The sequence below is a fragment of the Mesorhizobium sp. M8A.F.Ca.ET.218.01.1.1 genome (assembly GCF_004791165.1).
GTDB lineage: Bacteria > Pseudomonadota > Alphaproteobacteria > Rhizobiales > Rhizobiaceae > Mesorhizobium.
In genome coordinates, this window is sequence record NZ_SRUZ01000005.1 from 278,637 (window position 1) to 303,264 (window position 24,628).

The window sequence follows — 24,628 nt, forward strand, 5'->3', positions numbered from 1 at the left end:
GGCCATCTATACTGGCAACTGGCATTCGTTCTGGCGACCAGAGGCGCGGCTTGGAATTTGACTTGAAAACGATCGAGGCGCTTGCCCCTGACCAGGCATCGCTGAGCGCCGCTTCCAAGCTGACCAAACGATCGAACTGGCCACGCCTCGAAAAGAACGAAGCGCTGGCCCTTATGTGGGGCGAGTGTCAGGGATCCGGTTCCAATCCCTATCGTGTGGTCGTCGACACCGGCGATCATGGCTATAAATGCACGTGCCCGTCGCGGAAATTCCCCTGCAAGCACAGCCTGGCCTTGATGTGGATCGCCGCCACGGTGCCGACCAGTTTTACCCCCGCCGATTCGACGCCGGAGTGGGTGAATGATTGGCTCGGCCGCCGCAGGAAGACCACGCCGCCGAGCACGCAACAGGCCTCGGGTGCCGGCGGCAAGAGCATCGGTGAAGCCGCGCGGACCGACGAGAGCACCGAGGTGGAAGACACGGCGGCCGTGGAACGCCGCGAAGCGGCACAGCGCAAGCGGGCCGAGGAGACACGATCTTCGGTCTCGGCGGCGCTGGACGAGATGGACCAGTGGATATCGGATCAGTTACGGCTTGGTCTTGCCGGATTTGTCGACAACAGCGGCGACCGTTGCCGCCGGATTGCCGCGCGGCTGGTCGACATGAAGGCGACGGCCCTTGCCGGCCGTCTCGATGAGATTCCGTCGCGGTTGATGTCGCTTCGCAGCGAAGAACGGCCCGATGCGGCGATCCGCGAACTTGGCAAGCTGGTGCTGCTGGCCAAGGCCTGGCGTGCCGCGCCCGACGATCCCGAAATGAAGCGGTTGGTGTCGACTTCCGAAACGCGCGAGCAGGTTCTGGCCAGCCCCCACGCGGTCCAGGTCGAAAGTGCATGGGAGGTTCTCGGCGAGAAGATCGAGACCCGCCGCGACGGTCTCGTCAGCCATTCGACCTGGCTGCTCGATATCAGGAGTGCCGCTCCGCAATTCGCGCTTCTGCTCGATTATTTCCCGGCTTCGGCCGGCCGCCGGTCCAACGCCTTCACACCAGGCGACCGCTTCGACGCGCGGCTGATCTTCTATCCGTCACGCCAGCCGCTGCGTGCCCTGGTGATGGACCGCAAGGGTAAGGTTTCGTCGGGCGAGTGGCCTGCTGTTGCGTCGAGCGAAACGGATCCGCTCGCCACGCATCTTTTCTGTCAGGACGCGGCGCCGTGGCTCACCGATTGTCCTGTCATGCTGCCGCCAGGCGCGATCCTGCTCGACGACCGGGGCGCGCCCTGGTGGCAGGCGGCTGGCGACCCGAACGGCATCGCTCTGCCGATCAACGAGGCTGTCAGTCCAACCCTTCTCGGTATCGATCTCGCGGCAACGGTCGCGCTTTGGAATGGCAGCCGGCTCGACCTCCTGGCGGCGCGGAGCAGTTTCGGGAGGCTCGACCTGTCGTGAACGAGCTTGAGCAGATCGGCCTGGCGGCGATGCGTGACTGCTGGATCACCGGCGGAACGAGCTTCGACCTGGCCCCGGTGGCGTGGCAACAAATCGCCGGCGGTTCGGACCCCGACGAGAAGGAGCGCCGGCTGCTGGTGATCGCCGCGCAGGCGCTTGAAATCGCCTTGCGGCCCGCCGCGCCATCGACGCTGAAACGCCGCCCCCCGTTACCAGCACTCGCTTTGCCGATGTTGCCCGCCCAGCTGCGGCCGCTTGTCAGAGCCGCACTCAAACAGGCGGCCGACACAAGGGGCAAGGTACGGGTGGTGGCGCTTGTCGCCAGCCATGGCCTGGTGCTGCATCCGATGGACTGGATGCCGGCCGCCTCCGATCAGGACAGTCCTGATGTTTATGCCCCCTGGGTCGACTGGCAGGCGGGCGTCGAAGGGCAAAGCCATATCAGCCAAGACAGGCTGACGGCGCAAAACTGGCATGATTTCTACCCCGCGGCGCGGCGTACGGCACTGGCCGAGATGCGCCGCCGCGAACCGGCTTCGGCCCGGCTGCTGATCGAGACCAAGGGATCCGGCGAGCCTGCGGAGATCAGGCTTGCCCTTATCCAACTCATGCATTTCGGGCTGGGGCCGGATGACGTGCCGTTTCTGAAGGGCCTCTCCGCCGATCGCTCAGGCAAGGTGCGCGAACTCGCCGGCCGGCTGTTGGCAAGGTTGGGTCAGCACGGCCTTCCAGGTGAGGGCGGAGGCGAAGATCCGGTCACCGAACTTGCGGCCTTCATCAGCGCGGGCAAATCCGGGTTCATCCGCCGTCGCACGACCTACACGCCGGTGAAACCAAAATCCCCGGCGCAGGACCAGCGCCGCGCCGAATTGTTCGGCACCTGCAATCTCGTTGATCTCGCCACACGCTTTGGCGTTGGCGAAACCGAATTCATCGCCGGTTGGCAGTTCGGCGCCGACAACAATGCCGATATCTTTTTCGCGCGAATGGTGGCCGCCTCGGGCAGCGATGGCGCGGTGGCGCAGATGGCCGACACGCTTGTCGCGGAAGGCGGCAAGCCGGCGCTTTTCGTGCTCCAGTTGATGCCGCGCCTGGATACCGGAAGAAAACAGGCCCTCATCCGGCTGATCTTGAAAGACGCGGCATATCTCGCCTCGCTCAGCCTGCTTGAAGCCGCCGAGGCGGGCTGGGTGGAGTGGGGCGACCTTGGGCAGGTCCTGCAGGCGCTGCGTCCGGCCGTTGGCGGAAGCGATGACGCCGCCAGGCGGACCGCCGACAACGTCCTCGAAATGCTTGGCTTTCTTGCCACGTCAGCCACGGCAAAGCGGCTGATCGACGAGATGGTAACAGCCGGCATGCCGCCGGCAGCCCCTTCGCTCGGCTTGCTGCGCCTCAACGCGGCGCTGGCCGAATATCAGTCCGAATCTCGAAAATGATCAAATCCGGAGAACAGCAAATGAACGCAGTCATCCGTCTTCCGGTCGAGCAGGCCTATGCCGGCGAGTTGCAGGCGCTGGCGCGTAACGACGATCGGCAAAAGCCCGCCGGCTGGAGCCTGTCGCCAAAGGCGGTGCTGACCTATCTCCTCGGCGGAAAAGCCGACGACGGCACGCCGATTACGCCGAAATATGTCGGCCGTCGCCGATTGATGGAAACCGCGGTGGCGACGCTCGCAACCGACCGCGCCCTGCTGCTGCTTGGTGTTCCCGGTACCGCCAAATCCTGGGTGTCGGAGCATCTCGCCGCCGCCATCATGGGCGACTCGACGCTGATCGTGCAGTGCACCGCCGGCACCGACGAAAACCAGATCCGCTATGGCTGGAACTACGCACAGCTTCTCGCCAAGGGCCCGAGCGAGGAGGCGCTGGTGCCGACACCGCTTTATCGCGCCATGCAAGGCGGCAAGCTCTGCCGCCTCGAGGAACTGACGCGCATGGGTTCGGACGTGCAGGATACGCTGATCACCGTGCTGTCCGAAAAGATGATGCCGATCCCCGAGCTCAACACCTCGATCTACGCGCAACGCGGCTTCAACATCATCGCCACCGCCAACAACCGCGACAAGGGCGTCAACGAATTGTCCTCGGCACTGAAGCGCCGCTTCAACGTCGTCGTGCTGCCCTTGCCCGAAGACATGGCGGAGGAGGTGGCGATCGTCTCCAAGCGAGTCGGCGAGATGGCCGGCGGTCTCGACCTGCCGGTACCGAAGAATGTCGGCGACGAGATCGCTCGCGTGCTGACCATTTTCCGCGAGCTTCGCTCGGGCGCGACATCGGACGGCAAGGTGACGTTGAAGACGCCATCCGGGTCGCTGTCCACGGCCGAGGCGATCGCGACCATGGTCGGCGGGCTCAGCCAGGCGGCATGGTTCGATGGCGGCAAGCTCGGCGCCGAAGGCCTGGCCGCCAGCCTCGTCGGCGCGATCGTGAAAGATCCGGTGCAGGACAAGCTCGTGCTGGAGGAATATCTGGAGACGGTGCTGAAGAAGCGGCCCGACTATGCCGGTTATTACGCGGCCTTGAACGCAGCGATCTGACGCCATGGCGCAGGGCGAGGTTTCCTATTTCGGCATACGCCATCACGGGCCCGGCTCCGCCGACAGTCTGGTGCAGGCATTGCAGGACTTGAAACCGGTCGCCGTGCTGATCGAGGGGCCCGCGGATGCTTCCGCGCTGCTGCCGTTGCTCGCCCGCCCCGAAATGCAGCCGCCGGTGGCGCTGCTGTGCTATCCCGAAGACGATCCGGCTTCGACAAGCTTCTGGCCGTTCGCCGAGTTCTCGCCGGAATACCAGGCGGCCCTGTGGGCCGTTGGCAACAACGCGGCATTGCGCTTCATCGACCTGCCGTCATCAGCCCGGGTAGCACCGCTTGAAGATGCGCAAGACGCTGCTGCCGACGAAACGGGAGCCGAGGTCGAGACTGAAACGGCGCCGCATCTGCGTGACCCGATCGGCGCGCTGGCACAAGCCGCCGGCTACGAGGATGGCGAAAGCTGGTGGGCAGACATCATCGAGCAGAACCCGGAGCCGGGGCCGATCTTCGCGGCCATTGCCGATGCGATGACGACACTGCGCGAAGGCGAAGGTCCGCTTGCCGAATTCGAGGCCAAACGCGAAGCGCATATGCGGCTTGAGATCGCCGCCGCGCGCGAGGAATTCGACGGGCCGATCGCTGTCGTCTGCGGCGCCTTCCATGTGCCGGCACTGCAGGCGACACGTCCGCAAAAAGAGGATCAGGCCCTCCTGAAAGGGCTAGCCCGGCGCAAGAGCACGATGACCTGGGCGCCTTGGACCGGACCGCGTCTGGCGCTTGGCTTCGGCTATGGCGCCGGCGTCGTCGCCCCCGGCTGGTGCAAGCATCTGTGGCGCACCCGCGGCCGACATGACGCGGCGACCTTGTGGCTGGCCATGATCGCCGCGGTGCTGAGGGCTAAGGGGCATATGGTCTCTACCGCCTCGCTGATCGAAGCCGAAAGGCTGGCCCGCGCGCTGGCTGTAATCCGCGAACGGCCAAAGCCCGGCTTCGAGGAATTGCGCGACGCCGCGATCGCCGCCTTGTTCAACGGCGAAGCCATCCTGTGGGCGCTGGTCGAGGCCGAACTGCTGTTGGGTGCGGATGTCGGCGAAATTCCGCCCGATACCCCGTTGGCGCCGCTGATCGAGGATCTGCAGCGCAACCAGAAGGCGGCGCGGCTGAAGCCCGAGGCGCTGGAGCGCGAATTGTCGGTCGACCTGCGCAGTGAAAGCGGGCTGTTTCGGTCGACCTTGCTGCACCGGCTGAATGTGCTTGGCGTGCATTGGGGCAAGCTGACCGACGCAGGCCGCAGCCGCGGCACCTTCCGCGAGCGCTGGACCCTGTCATGGGAGCCGGAATATGCCGTTCGCCTGGTCGAGAACCTGGTCCATGGCCCGACCATCGAAAAAGCTGCCAACGGCCGGCTGATCCAGATGATTTCCGCGGCGTCATCCCTCGACGCCTTGGCGGCACTCGTTCAAGGCGCCATCACGGCGAACCTGTCGGAAGCCTCGACCGTCGGTCTCGCGACGCTGGAGGAACGCGCGGCGCACAGCAGCGAATGCCTCGAAATCCTGGCATCGGTTCCGCCGCTCGCTGACATCATCCGCTATGGCGAAGCCCGCAAGACCGAAACCGCCCGCCTGTCCGGTCTCCTGGCGCGACTGATTGTCGAAGGCGGGATCGCACTCCCTTATGCCGCCCGTGATCTCGATGCGCAGGCTTCCTCCGCATTGGTCGGCGTCATGCGCAAGGCCGACGAGGCAATCAAGCTGGTCGAACCGGAACAGGACGTTCTGGATGCCTGGCGCAATGGGCTGGCGGCCGTGCTCGATGGATCGCGCTCGACGGCGCTGGTGGCGGGATGTGCCGCGCATCTGCTCTACGAGGCCGGCCATCTATCGGCTGAAGCAGCGGCGGGCCTGATCGCGCGGCGCCTGTCGCCGGGCACGGCGGTCACCGAGGCCGCGGGGTTCTTCGAGGGCTTCTTCAGCACTGCCGGCCAGCGGCTCATTTACGACGAAGGTTTGCGCGGTGCGGTGGACGCCTGGCTCAAATCGCTCGACGAGGAGGCATTCGTCGCGCATTTGCCGCTGTTGCGCCGGGTCTTTTCGCACCTCGACTCGATGGAGCGGCGGCGGCTGATCGAAGCGGTGCTCGGCCGCGCCAGACGCCTGCCGGCCGGGCTGACACCAACACCTGATGGCGGCGAGGCGTGGCGCCGGCATCTCGATCGGCTCGCGCCGTTGCTCAGGGGCGAGAATGACCATGGATGACGGGATCGACATGAGCGAATCCGGCCAGGCGGGCGACGAGCGCGAGCGCCGCTGGCGCCTGGCGATCGGCGCCGATGATCCGTCATCGGCAGCGCTTTCCGAGACCGACAAGCGGCTTTCGGCTGCACTCGATGCGCTCTATGGCGACGGCGCCGGCGATGCTGGTGCCGATCCGCGCAAGCGGCGCGGCGGGCTGGGGCGATCGGCGCCGAAAGTCGCGCAATGGATGGGCGATATCAGGTCGTTCTTTCCGGCGCAGGTGGTGCAGATCGTCCAGAAGGATGCCTTCGAACGGCTCAATTTGAAGCAGATGCTGATGGAGCCGGAATTCCTCAAGGCGATCGAGGCGGATGTCAATCTGGTCGCCGATCTGATCTCGCTGCGTTCGGTCATGCCGGCCAAGACCAAGGACGTCGCCCGCACGATCATCGCCGACATCGTCGCCAAGCTGATGCAACGGCTGGAGCAGAAGACCGCCGAGGCGATACGGGGTGCGCTCGACCGCTCGCGCCGCACCAACCGCCCGCGCCAGCGCGACATAGATTGGCCGCGCACCATTTCGGCCAACCTTCGCCACTATCAGCCCGAGCACAAGACCATCGTGCCGGAAAGATTGATCGGCTTCATGCGCCAGCAGCGTCGGCTGGTCGATCTGGACGAGGTCGTGCTGTGCGTCGACCAGTCCGGGTCGATGGCCAGTTCGGTGATCTATGCCTCGATATTCGCCGCCGTGATGGCCTCCTTGCCGGTGGTGCGGACCAAGCTGGTCTGCTTCGACACGGCGATCGTCGACCTGACCGAGGAACTCAGCGACCCTGTCGAGGTGCTGTTCGGCGTGCAGCTTGGTGGCGGCACCGACATCAACCAGGCGGTCGCCTATTGCGCCGACCGCATCGAACGGCCGACCAAGTCGCATATGGTGCTGATCACCGACCTCTATGAAGGCGGCAATGGCCAGGAATTGCTGCAGCGGCTGGCGGCACTCGTTCGCTCGGGCGTCAATGTGGTCGTGCTTCTGGCGCTGACCGATCAGGGCAGGCCGGGTTATGACCCCAAAATGGCCGGGTCGGTTGCGGCACTCGGCATTCCCGTCTTTGCCTGCACGCCGGATCTGTTTCCCGACATGATGGCCGCGGCACTGCGTCGCGAGGATATCGGCGCCTGGGCTGCCGGGGCCGATATTAAGCTGGTCCGCGCCGAGGCCGATGATACCATGGCTGACGCCTGAGGCGCGACTATCTTCGCCGCCGGAAGCCCGCTTGGCATCGCCAGAGCGGCAACCAAAAGCAGCGTTGAAACGCCCGCAGTGCTGACAGGCACGGCGCAAGGGCCGCTTCGCATCACCACGCGCTGACATCGCCAAAGGGCCGGCCGACGCCCGCCCTGGCCATCATGTCGTGAATTGCGCGCAGCGGTCGCTTGACTCTGATCGAGCCATGTGAAAAATTTTGCAGCAACTGATAAAAATATCACCGGGACGGAAACGTGGTTGGTTTTGGAAATGGCCTCTTGCGCGACGATGACGCCAGCATGGCGGCGCGCGCCGCATGGCTTCACTACGCCGGCGGCCTGACCCAGTCAGAGGTTGCCAAGCGGCTGGGGCTGACCAGCCTCAAAGCCCACCGCCTCATCACCAAGGCCAACCAGGAAGGGCTGGTGAAGGTCTATATCGACGGTGAAGTGTCGGAATGCGTCGAGCTCGAGGACGATTTGTCCCGCCGCTACGGCCTCGATTATTGCGAGGTGGTTCCGGATTTTGATTCCGAGGACCTGCCGCTCAAGGCGCTCGGCATTGCCGGCGCGCAGTTCCTCAAGCGCGAGATCGAGCGCGGCGAGCAGGCGCTGATCGGCGTCGGCCACGGCCGCACGCTCGCGGCCTGCGTCGAATATCTGCCGCGCACCACCACCGACCGGATCCGTTTCGTTTCGCTGCTCGGCGGCCTGACGCGGAAATTCTCGGCCAATCCGCATGACGTCATCCATCGTCTCGCCGAACGCACCGGCGCCGAAGCCTATGTGATGCCGGTGCCGATGTTCGCCAACACGGCGGAGGACCGCATCGTGTTGCTTGGCCAGAAGGGCATCAGCGAGGTCTTCGATCTCGCGCGGTCCGCCGACCTGTTGTTCGCCGGCATCGGGACCGCCGAACGCGAGGCGTCGCTGGTCGCCACCGGCATGATCGAGAAGGGCGAGATGGAGGAGATCCGCCGCAATGGCGGTGTCGGCGAATTGCTTGGCCATTTCTTCGACGAAGCCGGCAAGGCAGTGGCGACGACCGTTTCCAACCGGGCACTGGCGCTGGCGCGCGAGGATATCGCCAGCCGCCGGATCGTCGCCGTCGCCGGCGGCAGGATCAAGGTTCGTGCCATCAAGTCGGTGCTGGAGGGGCGCTATCTCAAGGGCCTGATAACGGACGAGCGGACGGCGCGATCGCTCGTGGAAGAGACGCCGGTCGGGTAGCCGGCAACAGTTCAGTTGAAACTACCCTGTGGAGGAGAAGACGAAATGCATGAGAAAGAGAAAGACCTCATAGACGCCTTCCTGCGCGGACAAGTCGACCGTCGCGGACTGATCAAGGGCCTGGGTGCGATGGGCCTCGCCGCCGGCACCGCCGGCACGCTGCTCAATCTGGGCCAGACCCGCGCGCTTGCCGCGGACTTTGACTGGCAGGCGCACAAGGGCAAGACCATCAAGCTCCTGCTCAACAAGCATCCCTATGCCGACGCCATGATCGCAGACCTCGAGAACTTCAAGAAGCTGACCGGCATGAACGTCGTCTATGACGTCTTCCCCGAAGACGTCTATTTCGACAAGGTGACGGCGGCACTGTCGGCGAGCTCGCCCGAATACGACGCCTTCATGACCGGCGCCTACATGACCTGGACCTACGGCCCAGCCGGCTGGATCACCGACCTCAACGAATGGATCAAGGATCCGGCCAAGACCAACCCGAACTATGCCTGGGACGACTTCCTGCCCGGCGTCAAGAATTCCTGCGCCTGGAATGGCAAGCCGGGCGGCGCGTTGGGTTCGGATGATGCCAAGCAGTGGTGCATTCCGTGGGGGTTCGAGCAGAACAACATCACCTACAACAAGGCCATGTTCGACAAGGCGGGCGTCAAGATCCCCGGCAACATGGACGAGATGGTGGCCGCGGCCGCCAAGCTCACCAAGGATGTCGGTGGTGGCGTCTATGGTATCGGCGTGCGCGGTTCGCGCTCCTGGGCGACCATCCATCCCGGCTTCCTGTCGGCCTACGCCAATTTCGATCAGAAGGACCTGAACGTCTCGGCCGATGGCAAATTGTCGGCCGCGATGAACACCGCCCAGTCCAAGGCTTTCCACAAGCAATGGGTTCAGATGATCCAGGAGAGCGGCCCCAAGGACTGGTCGACCTATACCTGGTATCAGGTCGGCACCGATCTCGGCGCCGGCGCCTCGGCCATGATCTTCGACGCCGACATCCTCGGTTACTTCATGAATGGCGGCGACAACAAGATGGCCGGCAAGCTCGCTTTTGCTAGCTTCAAGGCCAACCCGGCAGCCAAGGCGGCGACACCGAACATCTGGATCTGGTCGCTGGCGATGTCCAACTTCTCGAAGGACAAGGACGCCACCTGGTACTTCATGCAATGGGCCTCCGGGCCGGAGCATGGGCTGTTCGGCGCTACCAAGATGGACTTCGTCAATCCGGTCCGCCAATCGGTGTGGAAGGACGAGATGTTCCGTGAGAAGCTGAACAAGAGCTATCCCGGCTATGTCGAGATGTTCGACGCCTCGGCGCCGGGCGCCTCGATCAAGTTCACCGCGCAGCCGCTGTTCTTCGACCTCACCACCGAATGGGCGGCGACGCTGCAGAAGATGGTGGCCAAGGAAGTGCCGGTCGACGAGGGCCTCGACAAGCTCGCCGAAAGCATCAACGGCCAGCTCAAGGAAGCCGGTCTCGGTTAAGTCGCAATGAGGGCCGGCCTGCTTGACGGGTCGGCCCTCGTCAAACCTTTTCATGTTTGCGATGCGGTGCCGAAAGGTGACCGCCATTTCGCCCGACCGGCCGCCTTGCTCCCTTGGGCGGCCGGCAGGGCGAAGCGACAGCAACAACGGAGCAGCTCGATGACCGCGGTGGTATCGCAAAGGCTCAAGCCATCCGGCTTCAGGATCAGCAAGCGGGTGCTGCCCTATGTGCTCAGCCTGCCGGCTCTGCTGGTCTGCATCGGCATCCTCATCCCGTTCCTGACCTCGGTGGTCTATTCGTTCCAACGCTACCGGCTGAGCCAGCCCTGGGCGCGGCAGTTCAACTGGGGCGACAACTACATCTCCTTCTTCACCGATCCGAAGTTCTGGAACACGTTGAAGATCTCGCTGCTCTATGCCGGCACCACGGTCGTGCTGGAACTGCTTTTGGGCCTCGCCATCGCGCTGCTGCTGCAGAAGCGCTCGACGCTTAACAACTTCATCTCGATCATGCTGTTGATGCCGCTGATGACGGCGCCCGCACTGGCGGCGCTGATGTGGAAGCTGATGACCAATCCCGGCTTCGGCGTGCTGAGCTATCTCGCCAGCCTCATCGGGCTGCAGGACTTCCGCTGGGCCTCGTCGCCGTCGACGGCGCTGTTCACCGTGGTGCTGGTCGACATCTGGGTCTACACGCCCTTCATCATGATCCTGCTGCTTGCCGGCCTGCGCAGCCTGCCGACCCAGCCTTTCGAGGCGGCGGCCCTCGACGGCGTGCCGAGGAGCTTCGTCTTCTTCCGCATCACGCTGCCGATGCTGACGCCTTACATCCTGACGGCGACTTTGTTCCGCCTGCTCGATTCCATCCAGCAGTTCGACATCATCTACGCGATGACCCAGGGCGGGCCGGGCGACACGCTGACCGTCTTCCAGGTCGAGGCCTATCTCAACTTCTTCCAGTCGACCAATGTCGGCCGCTCGGCGGCGCTGATGATCATCCTGTGGGCGATCACCTATTTCCTCTCCAACATCTTCATCAAGAACTGGCTCCGGCTGCGCGAACGCGCCCGTGGCCAGGCATAGGAGGCGGCCATGGAACACACCTCCTTGCTCGAACGCATCCTGCGCGGCGCGGCGCTGACGCTGGTCGTGATTTTCTTCATGTTCCCGATCGTCTGGATCTTCATGATGTCGTTCCAGACCAACGAGACCATCCTGCGCATCCCGCCGCAGCTCATCTTCGAACCGACGCTCGCCAATTACACGGCGCTGATCACCGGCAAGCTGATGACCGCAGCGGGCACGCTCGACATCGCCTTCATGCGCAACCTTTGGAATTCGGTGTTCCTGTCGGTGACCTCGGTTGCGGTGTCGCTGCTGCTCGGCGTGCCGGCCGCCTACGCCTTCGCGCGCCACAAGTTCCGTGGCTCGGAGGACATCGCCTTCACGTTGCTGTCGTTCAAGTTCGCGCCGGCGCTGCTGGTGCTGTTGCCGCTGACGCTCTATTTCCAGAAACTCGGCCTCGCCAACACCTATATCGGGCTGATCTGGGTCTACCAGCTGATCTGCCTGCCGCTGATCCTGTGGATCGTGCGCGGCTATTTCGAGGACATTCCGGCCGACATCGAATACGCCTATCGCATCGGCGGCCATTCCTGGTTCGCCACCTTCCGCAAGATCGCGCTGCCGCTCGCCGGTCCGGGCATCGCGGCGGCCGGCCTGCTCGCCTTCATTTTCGCCTGGAACAATTTCGTCTTCGCGCTGGTGCTGGCTTCGGCCGACAAGCAGCCGGTGACTGTCGGTGCGCTCGCCTTCATCACCTCGTCAGGCATCCAGTACGGCCAGATCTCGGCGGCCATCGTGCTCTCGATCACGCCGACGCTGGCGCTCGCCCTCTACGCACAGCGCTATCTGGTCGAAGGCCTGTCGCTCGGCGCGGTGAAAGGATAGACATGGCCAGCCTCGAACTCAGAAATATCGTCAAGCGCTACAAGAGTCAGACCGTCCTCGACAATCTGTCGCTGACCGTCGCCGACGGCGAGACGCTGGTGCTGTTCGGGCCTTCCGGCGCCGGCAAGACGGTGCTGCTGCGCCTCGTCGCCGGCGTCATCGACCCCGAGGAAGGCAAAATATTCATCGGCGGCGAGGACATGACCGATGTCGACGCGGAATTCCGTGGCGTCGGCATGGCGTTCCAGAATTTCGCGCTGTTTCCGCATATGAGCGCGTTCGACAACATCGCCACGCCGCTGGAGGCCAAGCGTTCCTCGCAAGGCGCGATCAAGGCCGGCGTCGAGAGCGTCGCCAAGCTGTTGAAAATCGGCCATGTGCTCTCCCACAAGCCGCGCGCGCTCTCCAACGGCCAGAAGCAACGCACGGCCCTTGCCCGTGCCCTTGTCGGTTCGCCGCCGCTTTTGCTGCTCGATGATCCCTTGCGCAATGTCGATGCCAAGCTACGTTTCGAGATGCGACTCGAACTGCCGCGGCTGCTCGCCGATCGCGGGGCCACCGTCGTCTACGTCACCCAGGACTACAAGGAAGCCATGGCGCTCGGCGACCGCATCGCGGTCATGTCGCAAGGCGTCATCCGGCAGCTCGGCACGCCCGAGCAGATCTATCGCGAGCCGGCCAACATCGAGATCGCGCGGCTGTTCGGCGACCCGACCATCAACCTGCTCGACGTCAAGCCCGCGCGGGATGCCAGGGGGGTCTATGTCGGCCTGTCCAATGTCCAGGTCCATCTCACCGATGCTCCCGAGACCGCCATCGGCCGCGACTGCATCATCGGGCTGCGGCCCGAGGCACTGCATTTCGTTGGCGACAACGAGCCCGGCGCCATTCCGGTGACAGTCGAGGCCGAGACGCCCCTCAACGAGAAGATCGTCACCTTGGTGCGCACCGTGCGCGGCCGTGAAATCCTGGTCTCGCGTCCGGCCGGAACGCCGGGCCGCAGCGAGGGCAAGGCCCATATCGCCGTCGACGGCAAGAGCGCCTTGCTGTTCGATCACGCCAGTGGCGAGCGCATCGGCGCCAAGAACATCGTCAATCTGCGCAGCGGAGAAGCGGCATGAGCGCCAGCGCACTCACCATTTCAGGCGTCGACAAATTCTATGGTCCGATCGACAGGGGCGTTCACGCCGTCAAGAGCCTGACCATGGAGATCGGCAAGGGCGAGATCGTGGCACTGCTCGGCTCGTCCGGCTGCGGCAAGACCTCGACCCTGCGCATGATCGCCGGCTTCGAGGAGGTCTCGCGCGGCGCGATCGCGGTCGCCGGCCGCCAGGTCCACACCTTGCCGCCGGTCAAACGCAATGTGGCGATGGCCTTCGAGGGCTACTCGCTCTATCCGCCGCTGACGGTGCGCGAGAACATGGCCTTCGCCCTCAAGGCCGCAAGGCTGCCCAGGAGCGAGGTCGACGCCAAGGTCGCCAGCATCGCCAAGCTGCTGGAGATCGAGGACATATTGGAGCGCTATCCCAGTTCCATCTCGGGCGGCCAGCAGCAGCGCGCCAGTCTTGGGCGGGCGTTGATCCGGGAAGCCGACCTGCATCTGCTCGACGAGCCGATGGGGCAACTCGAGCCGCAGCTTCGCGCCGTGCTGCGCGGCCGTATCAAGCACTTCATCAAGGAGCGCGGCCTGACCGCGATCCTGGTCACCCACGACCAGACCGAGGCCAATGCGCTCGCCGACCGCATCGCGGTGATGGAGGGCGGCGTGCTGCAGCAGTTCGACACGCCGGACAGGATCAAGGAGCGTCCGGCGAACCTGTTCACCGGCACCTTCGTCGGTGAGCCGCCGATGAATGTCTTCGAGGCCTTTGTCGGGACCGCCGCCGGCCGCATCAATCTGCGGCTGCCCGACGGGCTGTCGCTCGACTATGACAAGGACGCCTTCAGCGCTCCGGTTCGCGATCAGATGCTCAGCCGCGAACGGGTGGTCATCGGCATCAGGCCCTACGCGGTTCGGCGCTCGAAGGAAGGTGTACCGGCCACGGTCTCGGCCAACCAGTGGCTCGGCGACCAGACCCACATCGCAGCCGATTTCGCCGGCGGCTCGCTGGTCCTGGTCGAGCATGACCGCACTCGGCTCGACCTCGGCGCGCCCATCAATGTCAGCATCGACCCGAAAAACCTGCACGTCTTCGACCAGGCGAGCGGCAAGGCCATCTCGCACGGCATGGAGCTCGCGTGATGCGCGACATATTCATCGGCATCGACGCCGGCACCTCTGTCATCAAGTCCATCGCCTTCGACACGAAGGGCCGCCAGATCGCGGCGGCGGCGACGCCGAACCATTATGAGACGCTGCCGGGCGGCGGCGCCGAACAGGATCTGGCGCGCACCTGGGCCGATGCCGCCACGACCCTGCGCCAGCTCGCCGACAAGGTGCCCGATCTCGCCAGCCGGACCGTCGCCATTGCGGTCACCGGGCAGGGCGACGGCACCTGGCTGATCGACGGCAAGGGCGAGCCGGTGGCCAAGGGCTGGCTCTGGCTTGACGCGCGCGCCGCCGGCGTCGTCGAGGAAATCCGCGCGCGGCCCGATGACCGGCTCCGTTTCGAAAAGACCGGCAGCGGGCTCGCCGCCTGCCAGCAGGGCTCGCAGTTCGTCTTCATGAAGCGCACCATGCCTGAAATGCTCGGCAAGGCGGCCACCGCCTTCCACTGCAAGGACTGGCTCTATTTCAAGCTGACCGGCGAGCGCGCCACCGATCCGTCCGAAGGGACTTTCACCTTCGGCGACTTCCGCACCCGCGATTATAGCGACGAGGTGCTCGACGTCCTCGGCGTCGCCGATCTCAGGCACCTGCTGCCGCCGATCGTCGACGGCACCAGGCACAGCACCGGACTGTCGCCGGCCGCCGCGGCCGTCACCGGCATGCTCGCCGGGACACCTGTCGTGCTCGGTTATGTCGACGTCGTCTGCACCGCGCTCGGCGCCGGCCTTCTCGACCGCGAGCGCAAGCCTGGCTGCTCGATCATCGGTTCCACCGGCATGCATATGCGGCTGGCCGAGACGCCCGACGATGTGCAGCTCAACGAGGCGGCGACCGGCTACACCATGGCGATGCCGGCGCCCGGCGTGTTCGCACAGATGCAGTCCAACATGGCGGCGACGCTCAACATCGACTGGGTGCTCGGGCTTGCCTCGGGCATTCTCGCCTCGCAAGGCATAACCCGCAGCAATGGCGAGATGATCGCGCTGGTCGACGCCTGGATCGCGGCCTCGCGGCCGGCTTCGCTGCTCTACCAGCCTTACGTGTCGGAAGCCGGCGAGCGGGGACCGTTCGTCGATGCCAATGCCAGGGCCGGTTTCGTCGGCATTTCCTCGCGGCACGGCTACGCCGATCTGGTGCGCGCCGTTTTCGAAGGCTTGGCCTTCGCGGCGCGCGACTGCTACGCCGCCATGGGGCCGCTGCCACGCGAAATCCGCCTGACCGGCGGCGCCGCCAGAAGCCCGGCGCTCCGCAAGATACTGGGCGCGGCCATCGGCGCCGACACGCGCACCAGCGCGCGTGAGGAGGCCGGTGCGGCCGGTGCGGCAATGATCGCCGCGGTCTGCGTCGGCCAATACGCCTCCATGGACGAATGCGTCGGCGAATGGGTGACGCCGTTGCTCGGCGAGGCCGAGCCGAGCGACCCGGCCCTCGCAGCGATCTACGACAGGATGACTCCGTCCTACATGCTGGCGCACCAGGCCCTGCGGCCGGTCTGGCGTGCCATGGCCACATCGCAGGAAAATTGAGAAGTCGAGTATGCGTAAAAAGATAGCGATCATTGGCGACAACTTCATGCTGCCGGAGGTGTTTCGCGCCAAAATCGAGAAGGTCGCCAGCGGCGACCTCGATATCAGGACATTGCAGACGGCTTGGCCCGACGAGCCCATGGAGTTCGGCAATCCGGCACTCGGCCTCGACAAGGTCAAGGAGTACTTCGGCCATCCCGACGAGGTCGTCGATTTCATCGGCGATGCCGAAGTCCTCGTCACCCAGCTCGCGCCCTTGTCGGAAAGCATGATGCGGCGCCTGCCTGATCTCAAGTTGGTGGCGGTGTCGCGCGGCGGGCCGATCAACATCGACATGGAAGCGGCCAGGGCGCAGGACATCACCGTGGTCAACGTGCCTGGCCGCAATGCCACCGCCGTGGCTGAGTTCACCATCGGCGCCATCCTGGCCGAAACGCGGCTGATCCGTGTCGGCCACGAAGCCCTGCGCAAGGGGGAATGGCGCGGCGATCTCTACCGTGCCGACCGCACCGGTCGCGAACTCGGCGAAATGACGGTCGGCGTCGTCGGCTACGGCAATATCGGCACGAAAGTGGTGCGCCTGCTGCGCGCCTTCGGCTGCCATGTTCTGGTCAGCGATCCCTATGTGCAGTTGAGCGCCGAGGACCGCAACGCCGGCGTCGAACTGGTTGCGCTCGACGATCTCCTGTCGCGCTCCGACGTGGTGACGCTGCATTCGCGGGTGACGCAGGAGACACGCGGCCTGATCGGCAAGGACACAATCGGGCGGATGAAGCCTGGCGTGATCTTCGTCAACACCGCGCGCGGTCCGCTGGTCGACTATGACGCGCTCTACGAGGCGCTTGTTTCGGGGCAGATCGCCAGCGCCATGCTGGAAACCTTCGCGGTCGAGCCGGTGCCATCGGACTGGCCATTGCTGCAGCTGCCCAACGTGACGCTGACGCCGCATATCGCCGGCGCTTCGGTGCGCACGGTGACCTATGCCGCCGAGCAGGCCGCCGAGGAGGTGCGCCGCTACCTGGCCGGCCTGCCTCCGGTCAATCCGTGCTGAGAGCGACGGCGATGGAGCGCAAACCCGGCATGGACACGAGATGAGCGGCGGCCCTGACATCGTCGACCTTTTCGTCATCGGCGGCGGCGTCAACGGCGCCGGCATCGCGCGCGATGCCGCCGGCCGCGGGCTTTCGGTCATCCTGTGCGAAAAGGACGATCTCGCCCAAGGCACCAGTTCGAGATCAGGCAAGCTCGTCCATGGTGGCCTGCGCTATCTCGAATATTACGAATTCCGCCTGGTGCGCGAGGCGCTGATCGAGCGCGAGGTCCTGCTGGAATCGGCGCCGCACATCATCTGGCCGATGCGCTTCGTGCTGCCGCACAGCCCGGACGACCGGCCGGCATGGCTGGTGCGGCTCGGCCTGTTCCTCTACGACCATCTCGGCGGCCGCAAGCGGCTGCCCGCCACCCGCACGCTTGACCTGCGCACCGCGCCCGAGGGCGCGCCGATCAGGGACAGTTTCAAGCGCGGCTTCGAATATTCCGACTGCTGGGTCGACGATGCCCGCCTCGTCGTCATCAACGCGCTCGACGCGGCCGAACGGGGAGCGAAGGTCTTCACCCGCACCGCCTGCACCGCCGCCCGCCGCGAGGGCGGCCTCTGGGTCGTCGAAATGCGCGACGTCAGGACCGGTATCAAGACCAGTGTGCGGGCGCGCGCGCTGATCAATGCCGCCGGTCCCTGGGTCAACGACATCGTCAACCGCGTTGCCGGCCAGAACTCGAGGCGCAATGTCCGCCTGGTCAAGGGCAGCCATATCGTCGTGCCCAAGTTCTGGGAGGGCCGGCAGGCCTATCTCGTCCAGAACAGCGACAAGCGCGTCATCTTCATCAATCCCTACCAGAACGATCTCGCGCTGATCGGAACCACCGACATTCCCTACGAAGGCCGGCCCGAGGACGTGACCGCGGATGAGAGCGAGATCGATTACCTCATCAGAGTGGTCAACCGCTATTTCAAGCGCGGCCTTGCGCGCAACGACGTGGTCTATTCCTTCTCCGGCGTCAGGCCGCTCTATGACGACAACGCCGACAATCCGAGTGCGGTGACCCGCGACTATATTTTCGAGCTCGACGCGCCGGAGGCGCAGGCGCCGCTGCTCTCCGTCTTCGGCGGCAAGATCACCACCTTCCGCAAACTGGCCGAGCATGCGCTGGACAGGATCGCACCGTTCTTTCCGAAGATGGGCAAGCCCTGGACAGCGAAGGCGCATTTGCCCGGCGGCGACATCGCCAATGCCGACTTCGAGCAGTTTCTCGGCGACCTCGCAAATGAGTATCCATGGATGCCGGCATCGCTGCTCAAGCATTACGGCCGGCTCTACGGCACCAGAACGCCGTCCGTAGTTGGCGGCGCCCGTTCGCTCGCCGCCCTGGGCCGGTGCTTCGGCAAGGATTTCTTTGAGCGCGAGGCGAACTACCTCTTCGAACAGGAATGGGCGCAAGACGCGGCCGATATTCTCGAACGGCGCACCAAGCACGGCCTGCATCTGTCCGCCGAGGAGAAGTCGGCCTTCGAGCATTGGTGCGCGAGCCGGCAGGCGAGGGCAGGCTGATGGCGCTCATGGCCCCTGTTCGGCGACGGCGTTGAAGGGATAGCGACCTTGGCCTTCACGCTCTCCCTCAACACCAATCCGCTGGTCAACCGCTTCGCGGAGCCGGACGATCTGATCGAGACTATTGCCTACGGCATCGGTATCAGGGACATTCAGCTCACGCATGAATTCGTCAATCCAGGCTGGCCGGCGGCGACGATCGTCAAATTCGTCCGCCTGTTCCGCAACGCCTTGAACCGCACCGGCGTGCGCGTCACCTCAGGCATGACGGGCCCCTATGGCCGACTCAACCATTTCGGCCATCCCGATGCTGACGTGCGCCGCTACTATGTCGAGTGGTTCAAGACCTTCGCCGATGTCTCGGCCGAGCTTGGCGCCGGCGGCATGGGCACGCAGTTCGCCATCTTCACGCATCGCGACTTCGACGATCCCGACCGTCGCGCGCGCCTGTTCGACATCGCGCTGGACTGCTGGCGCGAGGTCGCCGACCACGCCCGGGCGGCGGGCCTGACCTACCTGTTCTGGGAGCCGATGTCGGTCGGCCGCGAGTTCGGCCACACCATCGAAAACTGCCGCATGCTGCAGGATGCCATCGATGCGGCCGGAATGGCCATTCCGCTTGAGATGATGGTCGACATCGACCATGGCGACGTCACCTCCTCCAACCCGGCCGACATCGATCCCTATGCCTGGGCCGAAGCCTTCCCCCTGAAGTCGCCGATCATTCACATCAAGCAATCGTCGATGAACAAAGGCGGCCACTGGCCGTTCACGGCAGCCCACAACCAGGACGGCCGCATCACGCCTGAAAAGCTGCTGGAAACGGTGCGGCGCGGCGGCGGCATCGACAACGAAATCTGCCTCGAACTGTCGTTCCGCGAGCGCGAGCCGGTCGACCATCAGGTGGTCGCCATGATCCGCGAGTCGGTCGACTATTGGGCGCCCTTCATCGAGACCGGCAGGGCTGACCTGCTGCCGAACGCTGGATAGAAATGGACAGGAGCCGGTAGAGCTCCTGCCCGTAAAATGCAGATGGATCGAACTTAGCCAAATTTCGGGTCGAGGCTGCCCGACTTGTAGCGCTTGGCCATTTCCGAGACCGGCAGCGGCTTGATCTTAGGCGCATTGCCGGCGGTGCCGAACTGTTCGAAGCGCTCCTTGCAGAGCTTCCTCATCGCCGCCATCGCCGGTGTCAGGTATTTGCGCGGGTCGAACTCGCTCGGGTTCTCGGTCAGCACCTTGCGGATCGCGCCGGTCAGCGCCATGCGGTTATCGGTGTCGATGTTGATCTTGCGCACGCCATGCTTGATGCCGCGCTGGATCTCTTCCACCGGCACGCCCCAGGTCGGCTTCATCTGGCCGCCATATTTGTTGATGATCTCCTGCAGGTCCTCCGGCACGGAGGACGATCCGTGCATGACCAGATGCATGTTCGGCAGGCGGCGGTGGATCTCCTCGATGACGTTCATCGCCAGCACCGCGCCGTCGGGCTTGCGCGAGAATTTATAGGCGCCGTGGCTGGTGCCCATGGCCACCGCCAGCGCATCGACATGGGTGTCGCGCACGAACTGTTCGGCCTGCACCGGATCGGTCAAGAGCTGGTCGTGGCTGATCGCGCCTTCGACGCCGTGGCCGTCTTCCTGCTCGCCGCCGCCGCTCTCCAGCGAACCCAGAACGCCGATCTCGCCTTCCACGGAGACGCCGCCCCAATGCGCCATGTCGACGACGCGCTTGGTGATGCCGGAATTATAGGCATAGTCGGCCGGCGACTTGCCGTCTTCCTTGAGCGAACCGTCCATCATCACCGAGGTGAAGCCGTATTGGATGGCTGTGACGCAGGTGGCTTCGTTGTTGCCATGGTCGAGATGCATGCAGACCGGGATGTCCGGGTGGATTTCCACCAGCGCGTCGATCAGCTTGGCCAGCACCACGTCATTGGCATAGGCGCGCGCGCCGCGGCTTGCCTGCAGGATGACCGGCGACTTGGTCTCCTCCGCGGCCTCCATGATGGCGAGGCCTTGTTCCATGTTGTTCATGTTGAAGGCCGGCACGCCATAGCCGTATTCGGCGGCGTGATCGAGCAATTGTCTCAGTGTGATGCGAGCCAACGATTAGTCTCCCGTATCTGGTTTCAAACCTGTGGTTGCGGGCTGTCCGCGCATCGTTCAGCCCACCGATGCTTCTGGCCGGAATTCCGCGCAACCGCAACCGTGACAGACCGTCCCGGCCGCAATTCTTGTTACAGCGGCGCGATAAAAGCCGGCGAAATATCCCATGGAAATATCTCATTATAACAAAAATTGTGATACATGCGCGACGATGTCTGTTATATCTGGGCTCGATCAAGCAGCCGGAGTTCTGCGTTGGCGAGTCGGCGAGAATGAAGAGCGACAACAGACGGCAAGGCATCATGGATTTCCTGGTGGACGCCGGCGCGGCGAGCGTCGACGACCTCGCTTCGCGTTTTGGCGTCTCCAGGATGACCGTGCATCGCGACCTGGACGAGCTCGAGGAGAGCGGCTTCCTGCGCAAGGTGCGCGGCGGCGCCTCGATCCAGCCGAGCAGCCTGTTTGAAAGCGATTTTCGCTACCGGCAGAAGCAGGCGATCGGGGAAAAGCAGCGCCTTGCGGCGGCCGCCGTGGCCGTGATCGAACCCGGCCAGACGGTCATCATCGACGACGGCTCGACGGCGGGCGGCATCGCGCGGCATCTCGCCGATCTCAGGCCGCTGACGGTGATCACCAACAACTTCGCCGTCATCCAGGATCTGGCCGGTGCCGGAGGCATCAACCTGATCGCGCTCGGCGGCCAGTACTCGAAGAAATTCCATGGCTTCTTCGGCCTGCTCGCAGAGGCGTCGCTGCGGTCGCTGCGCGCCGACGTCGCCTTCCTGTCCTCATCCGCCATCCATGGCGCCTCCGCCTTCCATCAAGATCAGGAAGTGGTGCAGGCCAAGCGGCTGATGATGGCCGCGGCGACCCGCAAATACCTGCTGGTCGATCACGGCAAGTTTGGCCGCAGCGCACTGCATTTCCTGACCGATCTCAGCGCATTCGACGCCGTCTTCACCGGGCGCGAGCCAGAGCCCGGGATGCGCGCGACGCTGGATGCGGCGGGGGTTTCGCTGACGGTCGTCGCCGACAAGGATTGAGGGTCAAGGAGAGTACGCGTGGTTTACTGGGTCGGTACAAGCTGGAAGATGAACAAGACGCTGGCCGAGGCGCTTGATTTTGCCGGGGCACTGGCCGGCTTCGTGCCGGGTTTCGACGATCGCATCCAGCCTTTCGTCATCCCGCCCTTCACGGCGGTGCGCGAGGTCAAGCGGGCGCTGTCGGCAACGCGCATCAAGGTCGGCGCGCAGAACATGCATTGGGTCGATGCCGGCGCCTGGACCGGCGAGATCTCGCCGGTAATGCTGAACGATTGCGGCCTCGACCTGGTCGAACTCGGCCACAGCGAGCGGCGCGAACATTTCGGCGAGACCGACCGCACGGTCGGGCTGAAGACGGCGGCGGCGGTCAGGCATGGACTGATACCGCTGATCTGTGTCGGCGAAACGCTGGCCGAGCGCGAAAGCGGCAAGGCCGATGCGGTGCTGACCGCTCAGGTCGAGGGTGCATTGCAATTCCTCGACGACGAGGCGAGGGGAGCAGAAATCCTGTTCGCCTACGAGCCGGTCTGGGCGATCGGCGACAAGGGCATCCCGGCCAGTTCCGACTATGCCGACAAGCAGCAGGCGCTGATCAAGCAGGTCGCCGCCGGCGTGCTGCCGTCCGTGCCGCCGGTGCTCTATGGCGGCAGCGTCAATCCCGGCAATGCCGCCGAGCTGATCGGCCAGCCCAACATTGACGGCCTGTTCATCGGCCGCTCCGCCTGGCAGGCGGAAGGCTATATCGACATCCTGCGCAGCGCCTCGGCCGCGATCTGAACCAATCGAAAACGCATTCAGTCAGAAAGGACATCACCATGAAAATAGCCATCGGAGCCGACAGCGCCGGCAAGCCGCTGCTCGACGTCATCGCCGCGCATCTGGCGACCAAGCCCGGCCTCACCGTCAGCGATCTCAGCCAGGCCGGCTTCTATGCCGACCTGTCGCAGAAACTCGCCCAGACGATCGTCGAAGGCGAGAACGACCGTGGCATCCTGTTCTGCGGCACCGGCATCGGCGTCTCGATCTCGGCCAACAAGGTGCCGGGCATCCGCGCCGCGCTTACCCACGACACCTACTCGGCCGAGCGCGCGGCGAAATCCAACAATGCCCAGATCATCACCATGGGCGCGCGCGTCATCGGGCCGGAACTGGCCAAGGCCATTGTCGATACGTGGCTGGCCTCGGAGTTCGACGAGAAGGGGCCGTCGGCCGGCAACGTCCAGGCGATCAACAAGCTCGACGCGGCGAAGGCCTAAGCCAGGCTCCGCGTCATCGCGCCGATGACGGTGACGGCTGAGGCCGCGCCCGGGTCCATGTGCCCGAGCGACCGTTCGCCGAGCCGCGACGAGCGGCCCTTGGCGGCGATCATGTCCTTGGTCGATTCAGCACCGCGCTCGGCAGCGGCAAGGGCTGCCTGCAGACTGTCGGCAAGGCTCTTTCCCCCTGCATTGCTGGCGCCAGCCGCTTCCGCCGCCGGTTGCCAGGCATCGACCATGGTCTTTTCGCCGATCTCGGCCTTGCCGCGATCCTTGATGCCTTGCGCCATGGCCTGCAGCAGGGCGATGAATTCGGCATCCGCCAGCGTCGCCTTGCCCTTGACTGCGACGGCTGCACGCATGAAGGCCGTGGCATAGAGCGGGCCGCAGGACGCGCCGACGGCATTGAGGAACGATTTCGCCGCCGTGTTGAGGAGCGCGGTCGGCTCGGTCGCCGCAAGGTCGAGCGATGCCAGCGCATCGCGCACGGCGTTGAACCCGAGCGCCATGGCAATACCGTGGTCGGCGTCGCCGATGACGCCGTCGAGCTGGCAAAGCCGGTCCCTGTCGGCCTCGATCGCCACCGCGATCGCGTCGAACATTCTTTTCAGGTCGGAGGCACCGATGGTCATGGGCGCTCCTCAGCCGGCACGGAACATGGCGCAGTCGCAGGGGTGGTCGAGCACCGCCTGCAATTCTTCGTCGAGATGGAAAAGCGTCACCGAAGCACCGGCCATTTCCAGGGACGTGCAGTAATTGCCGACCCAGGTCGCATGGATGGAAACGCCGATTGCGTCCAATCTCTGCTTGACCCGTCGGTTCATGATGTAGAGTTCCATCAGCGGCGTCGAGCCCAGTGAATTGACCAGCACCGCGACCTTGTCGCCGCGCTTCGGCGCCATCTCGGCGAAAATCTTGTCGAGCATCTCGTCGGTAATTTCGTCGGCGGTCCCGAGCTTGCCGCGCGCGATGCCGGGTTCGCCATGGATGCCCATGCCGATCTCCATCTCGTCCGCGCCGATCTCGAAATTCGGCCGCCGTGTCTGCGGCAGCGAGCAGGGCGACAGCGCCACGCCCATGGTGAAGGTGTGGTCGTTGGCCTTGCGCGCGATGCGCTCGACCTCGTCCAGGGACAGCATCCGGTCGCAGGCGGCTCCGGCAGCCTTGAAGATAAAGAAATTGCCGGCGACACCACGGCGCTTGTGCCGCTGGTCGCGCGGCGCCGAGGCGACGTCGTCGGTGGTGAGCACCGTGCGCACATCGATGTCGTCCATCCCGGCCATCTCGGCCGCCATGTCGAAATTCATCACGTCACCGGCATAGTTGCCGTACATGAACAAGACGCCAGTGCCGCCGCTGACCGCCTTGGCGCATTCCAGGATCGGATCCGGTGGAGGCGAGGCAAAGACGTTGCCGATTGCCGCCGCGTCCGCCAGCCCCTTGCCGACAAAGCCGAGAAAGGTCGGCTCGTGGCCGGAACCGCCGCCGATCACCAGCCCGACCTTGCCGGGCCGTGGCCCGTCGCGGGCGATGATCGAGCGCGGGCTGCCGTCCACGCTTGCGAGATGGCGAGGATGCGCGGCCAGGATCCCTTCGAGCATTTCGTCGACGGCGCGGTTGCCGTCATTGATGATCTTCTTGGTCTGCACCGGCATCCTCCCGAACTCGGTATTTTCGC

At 64.8% G+C, this 24,628-nt stretch carries 21 protein-coding genes; 18 read left to right on the top strand and 3 right to left on the bottom strand.

What is annotated here, in order from left to right; all coding sequences use genetic code 11:
- Positions 1 to 62 precede the first annotated feature (62 nt).
- The 15 genes from EN861_RS20050 to EN861_RS20120 all read left to right on the top strand — a co-directional run bounded on the left by EN861_RS20050 (position 63) and on the right by EN861_RS20120 (position 19,533).
- Entirely contained in the window at positions 63 to 1,448 is a 1,386-nt protein-coding gene (locus EN861_RS20050) for an SWIM zinc finger family protein (protein ID WP_245512072.1), read from the top strand.
- The gene (locus EN861_RS20055) at positions 1,445 to 2,884 is read left to right on the top strand and encodes a DUF5691 domain-containing protein (RefSeq protein WP_135865186.1); all 1,440 of its coding nucleotides are present in this window, start codon (positions 1,445 to 1,447) and stop codon (positions 2,882 to 2,884) included. Before EN861_RS20050 ends, EN861_RS20055 begins: the two co-directional genes overlap by 4 nt.
- Positions 2,885 to 2,904: 20 nt before the next feature.
- A complete protein-coding gene (locus EN861_RS20060; protein ID WP_135865188.1) occupies positions 2,905 to 3,984 on the top strand; it encodes an AAA family ATPase in 1,080 nt (359 codons plus the stop codon).
- A 4-nt stretch (positions 3,985 to 3,988) separates the two neighbouring features.
- Positions 3,989 to 6,238 carry a DUF5682 family protein gene (locus EN861_RS20065; protein WP_135865191.1) on the top strand — a complete coding sequence of 750 codons (2,250 nt, stop codon included), beginning with the start codon at positions 3,989 to 3,991 and terminating at the stop codon, positions 6,236 to 6,238.
- Positions 6,231 to 7,466, top strand: a complete 1,236-nt coding sequence (locus tag EN861_RS20070) for a VWA domain-containing protein (RefSeq protein ID WP_135865193.1) — start codon at positions 6,231 to 6,233, stop codon at positions 7,464 to 7,466. Before EN861_RS20065 ends, EN861_RS20070 begins: the two co-directional genes overlap by 8 nt.
- A 257-nt stretch (positions 7,467 to 7,723) precedes the next feature.
- Positions 7,724 to 8,698, top strand: coding sequence for a sugar-binding transcriptional regulator (locus EN861_RS20075; protein WP_189343682.1), 975 nt, complete (start codon positions 7,724 to 7,726; stop codon positions 8,696 to 8,698).
- Positions 8,699 to 8,743: 45 nt separating this feature from the next.
- Positions 8,744 to 10,189, top strand: coding sequence for an extracellular solute-binding protein (locus tag EN861_RS20080; protein WP_127276374.1), 1,446 nt, complete (start codon positions 8,744 to 8,746; stop codon positions 10,187 to 10,189).
- 159 nt (positions 10,190 to 10,348) lie between these two features.
- Entirely contained in the window at positions 10,349 to 11,272 is a 924-nt protein-coding gene (locus EN861_RS20085) for a sugar ABC transporter permease (RefSeq protein WP_127870623.1), read from the top strand.
- 9 nt (positions 11,273 to 11,281) lie between these two features.
- Positions 11,282 to 12,139: a carbohydrate ABC transporter permease gene (locus EN861_RS20090; protein ID WP_127276378.1), complete on the top strand. Its 858-nt coding sequence runs from the start codon at positions 11,282 to 11,284 to the stop codon at positions 12,137 to 12,139.
- A 2-nt stretch (positions 12,140 to 12,141) separates the two neighbouring features.
- Positions 12,142 to 13,260 (top strand): ABC transporter ATP-binding protein, encoded by a 1,119-nt coding sequence (locus EN861_RS20095; RefSeq protein ID WP_127276379.1) that lies wholly within the window; start codon positions 12,142 to 12,144, stop codon positions 13,258 to 13,260.
- A complete protein-coding gene (locus EN861_RS20100) occupies positions 13,257 to 14,381 on the top strand; it encodes an ABC transporter ATP-binding protein (protein WP_135865196.1) in 1,125 nt (374 codons plus the stop codon). Before EN861_RS20095 ends, EN861_RS20100 begins: the two co-directional genes overlap by 4 nt.
- Positions 14,381 to 15,934: an FGGY-family carbohydrate kinase gene (locus EN861_RS20105; RefSeq protein WP_135865198.1), complete on the top strand. Its 1,554-nt coding sequence runs from the start codon at positions 14,381 to 14,383 to the stop codon at positions 15,932 to 15,934. The genes EN861_RS20100 and EN861_RS20105 overlap by 1 nt, the downstream gene beginning before the upstream one ends.
- Before the next feature lie 10 nt (positions 15,935 to 15,944).
- Positions 15,945 to 16,985: a 2-hydroxyacid dehydrogenase gene (locus EN861_RS20110; RefSeq protein WP_127276385.1), complete on the top strand. Its 1,041-nt coding sequence runs from the start codon at positions 15,945 to 15,947 to the stop codon at positions 16,983 to 16,985.
- Positions 16,986 to 17,025: 40 nt separating this feature from the next.
- The gene (locus tag EN861_RS20115; RefSeq protein ID WP_127276387.1) at positions 17,026 to 18,543 is read left to right on the top strand and encodes a glycerol-3-phosphate dehydrogenase; all 1,518 of its coding nucleotides are present in this window, start codon (positions 17,026 to 17,028) and stop codon (positions 18,541 to 18,543) included.
- 48 nt (positions 18,544 to 18,591) lie between these two features.
- Positions 18,592 to 19,533, top strand: coding sequence for a TIM barrel protein (locus EN861_RS20120; protein ID WP_135865200.1), 942 nt, complete (start codon positions 18,592 to 18,594; stop codon positions 19,531 to 19,533).
- Positions 19,534 to 19,586: 53 nt separating this feature from the next.
- Here the strand turns inward: EN861_RS20120 and fba are convergent, their stop codons facing one another.
- Positions 19,587 to 20,651 carry a class II fructose-bisphosphate aldolase gene (gene fba, locus EN861_RS20125; protein WP_095771163.1) on the bottom strand — a complete coding sequence of 355 codons (1,065 nt, stop codon included), beginning with the start codon at positions 20,649 to 20,651 and terminating at the stop codon, positions 19,587 to 19,589.
- Positions 20,652 to 20,923: 272 nt separating this feature from the next.
- On the opposite strand from fba, the gene EN861_RS20130 reads away from it, so the two are divergent.
- Genes EN861_RS20130 through EN861_RS20140 form a run of 3 tightly spaced genes read left to right on the top strand, consistent with a single transcriptional unit; the run spans position 20,924 to position 22,950 of the window.
- Positions 20,924 to 21,694 (top strand): DeoR/GlpR family DNA-binding transcription regulator, encoded by a 771-nt coding sequence (locus tag EN861_RS20130; protein ID WP_127870625.1) that lies wholly within the window; start codon positions 20,924 to 20,926, stop codon positions 21,692 to 21,694.
- Between the two features lie 18 nt (positions 21,695 to 21,712).
- Positions 21,713 to 22,471: a triose-phosphate isomerase gene (locus EN861_RS20135; protein ID WP_135865203.1), complete on the top strand. Its 759-nt coding sequence runs from the start codon at positions 21,713 to 21,715 to the stop codon at positions 22,469 to 22,471.
- 38 nt (positions 22,472 to 22,509) lie between these two features.
- Positions 22,510 to 22,950, top strand: a complete 441-nt coding sequence (locus EN861_RS20140) for an RpiB/LacA/LacB family sugar-phosphate isomerase (protein ID WP_127276395.1) — start codon at positions 22,510 to 22,512, stop codon at positions 22,948 to 22,950.
- On the opposite strand, the gene dhaL is transcribed toward EN861_RS20140, so the two are convergent.
- Both dhaL and EN861_RS20150 read right to left on the bottom strand, forming a co-directional pair.
- A complete protein-coding gene (gene dhaL / locus EN861_RS20145) occupies positions 22,947 to 23,582 on the bottom strand; it encodes a dihydroxyacetone kinase subunit DhaL (RefSeq protein WP_127276397.1) in 636 nt (211 codons plus the stop codon). The two genes, EN861_RS20140 and dhaL, sit on opposite strands and share 4 nt — an antisense overlap.
- A 9-nt stretch (positions 23,583 to 23,591) precedes the next feature.
- Positions 23,592 to 24,599: a dihydroxyacetone kinase subunit DhaK gene (locus tag EN861_RS20150; RefSeq protein ID WP_135865205.1), complete on the bottom strand. Its 1,008-nt coding sequence runs from the start codon at positions 24,597 to 24,599 to the stop codon at positions 23,592 to 23,594.
- Positions 24,600 to 24,628: the final 29 nt, after the last annotated feature.

What these genes read in the sequence shown, in the direction of transcription:
- EN861_RS20060 (WP_135865188.1), top strand. Translation starts at nt 2,905, where the DNA reads ATGAACGCAGTCATCCGTCTTCCGGTCGAGCAGGCCTATGCCGGCGAG.
- EN861_RS20065 (WP_135865191.1), top strand. Translation starts at nt 3,989, where the DNA reads ATGGCGCAGGGCGAGGTTTCCTATTTCGGCATACGCCATCACGGGCCC.
- EN861_RS20070 (WP_135865193.1), top strand. Translation starts at nt 6,231, where the DNA reads ATGGATGACGGGATCGACATGAGCGAATCCGGCCAGGCGGGCGACGAG.
- EN861_RS20080 (WP_127276374.1), top strand. Translation starts at nt 8,744, where the DNA reads ATGCATGAGAAAGAGAAAGACCTCATAGACGCCTTCCTGCGCGGACAA.
- EN861_RS20085 (WP_127870623.1), top strand. Translation starts at nt 10,349, where the DNA reads ATGACCGCGGTGGTATCGCAAAGGCTCAAGCCATCCGGCTTCAGGATC.
- EN861_RS20090 (WP_127276378.1), top strand. Translation starts at nt 11,282, where the DNA reads ATGGAACACACCTCCTTGCTCGAACGCATCCTGCGCGGCGCGGCGCTG.
- EN861_RS20095 (WP_127276379.1), top strand. Translation starts at nt 12,142, where the DNA reads ATGGCCAGCCTCGAACTCAGAAATATCGTCAAGCGCTACAAGAGTCAG.
- EN861_RS20100 (WP_135865196.1), top strand. Translation starts at nt 13,257, where the DNA reads ATGAGCGCCAGCGCACTCACCATTTCAGGCGTCGACAAATTCTATGGT.
- EN861_RS20105 (WP_135865198.1), top strand. Translation starts at nt 14,381, where the DNA reads ATGCGCGACATATTCATCGGCATCGACGCCGGCACCTCTGTCATCAAG.
- EN861_RS20110 (WP_127276385.1), top strand. Translation starts at nt 15,945, where the DNA reads ATGCGTAAAAAGATAGCGATCATTGGCGACAACTTCATGCTGCCGGAG.
- EN861_RS20115 (WP_127276387.1), top strand. Translation starts at nt 17,026, where the DNA reads ATGAGCGGCGGCCCTGACATCGTCGACCTTTTCGTCATCGGCGGCGGC.
- EN861_RS20130 (WP_127870625.1), top strand. Translation starts at nt 20,924, where the DNA reads ATGAAGAGCGACAACAGACGGCAAGGCATCATGGATTTCCTGGTGGAC.
- EN861_RS20140 (WP_127276395.1), top strand. Translation starts at nt 22,510, where the DNA reads ATGAAAATAGCCATCGGAGCCGACAGCGCCGGCAAGCCGCTGCTCGAC.
- dhaL (WP_127276397.1), bottom strand. Translation starts at nt 23,582, where the DNA reads ATGACCATCGGTGCCTCCGACCTGAAAAGAATGTTCGACGCGATCGCG.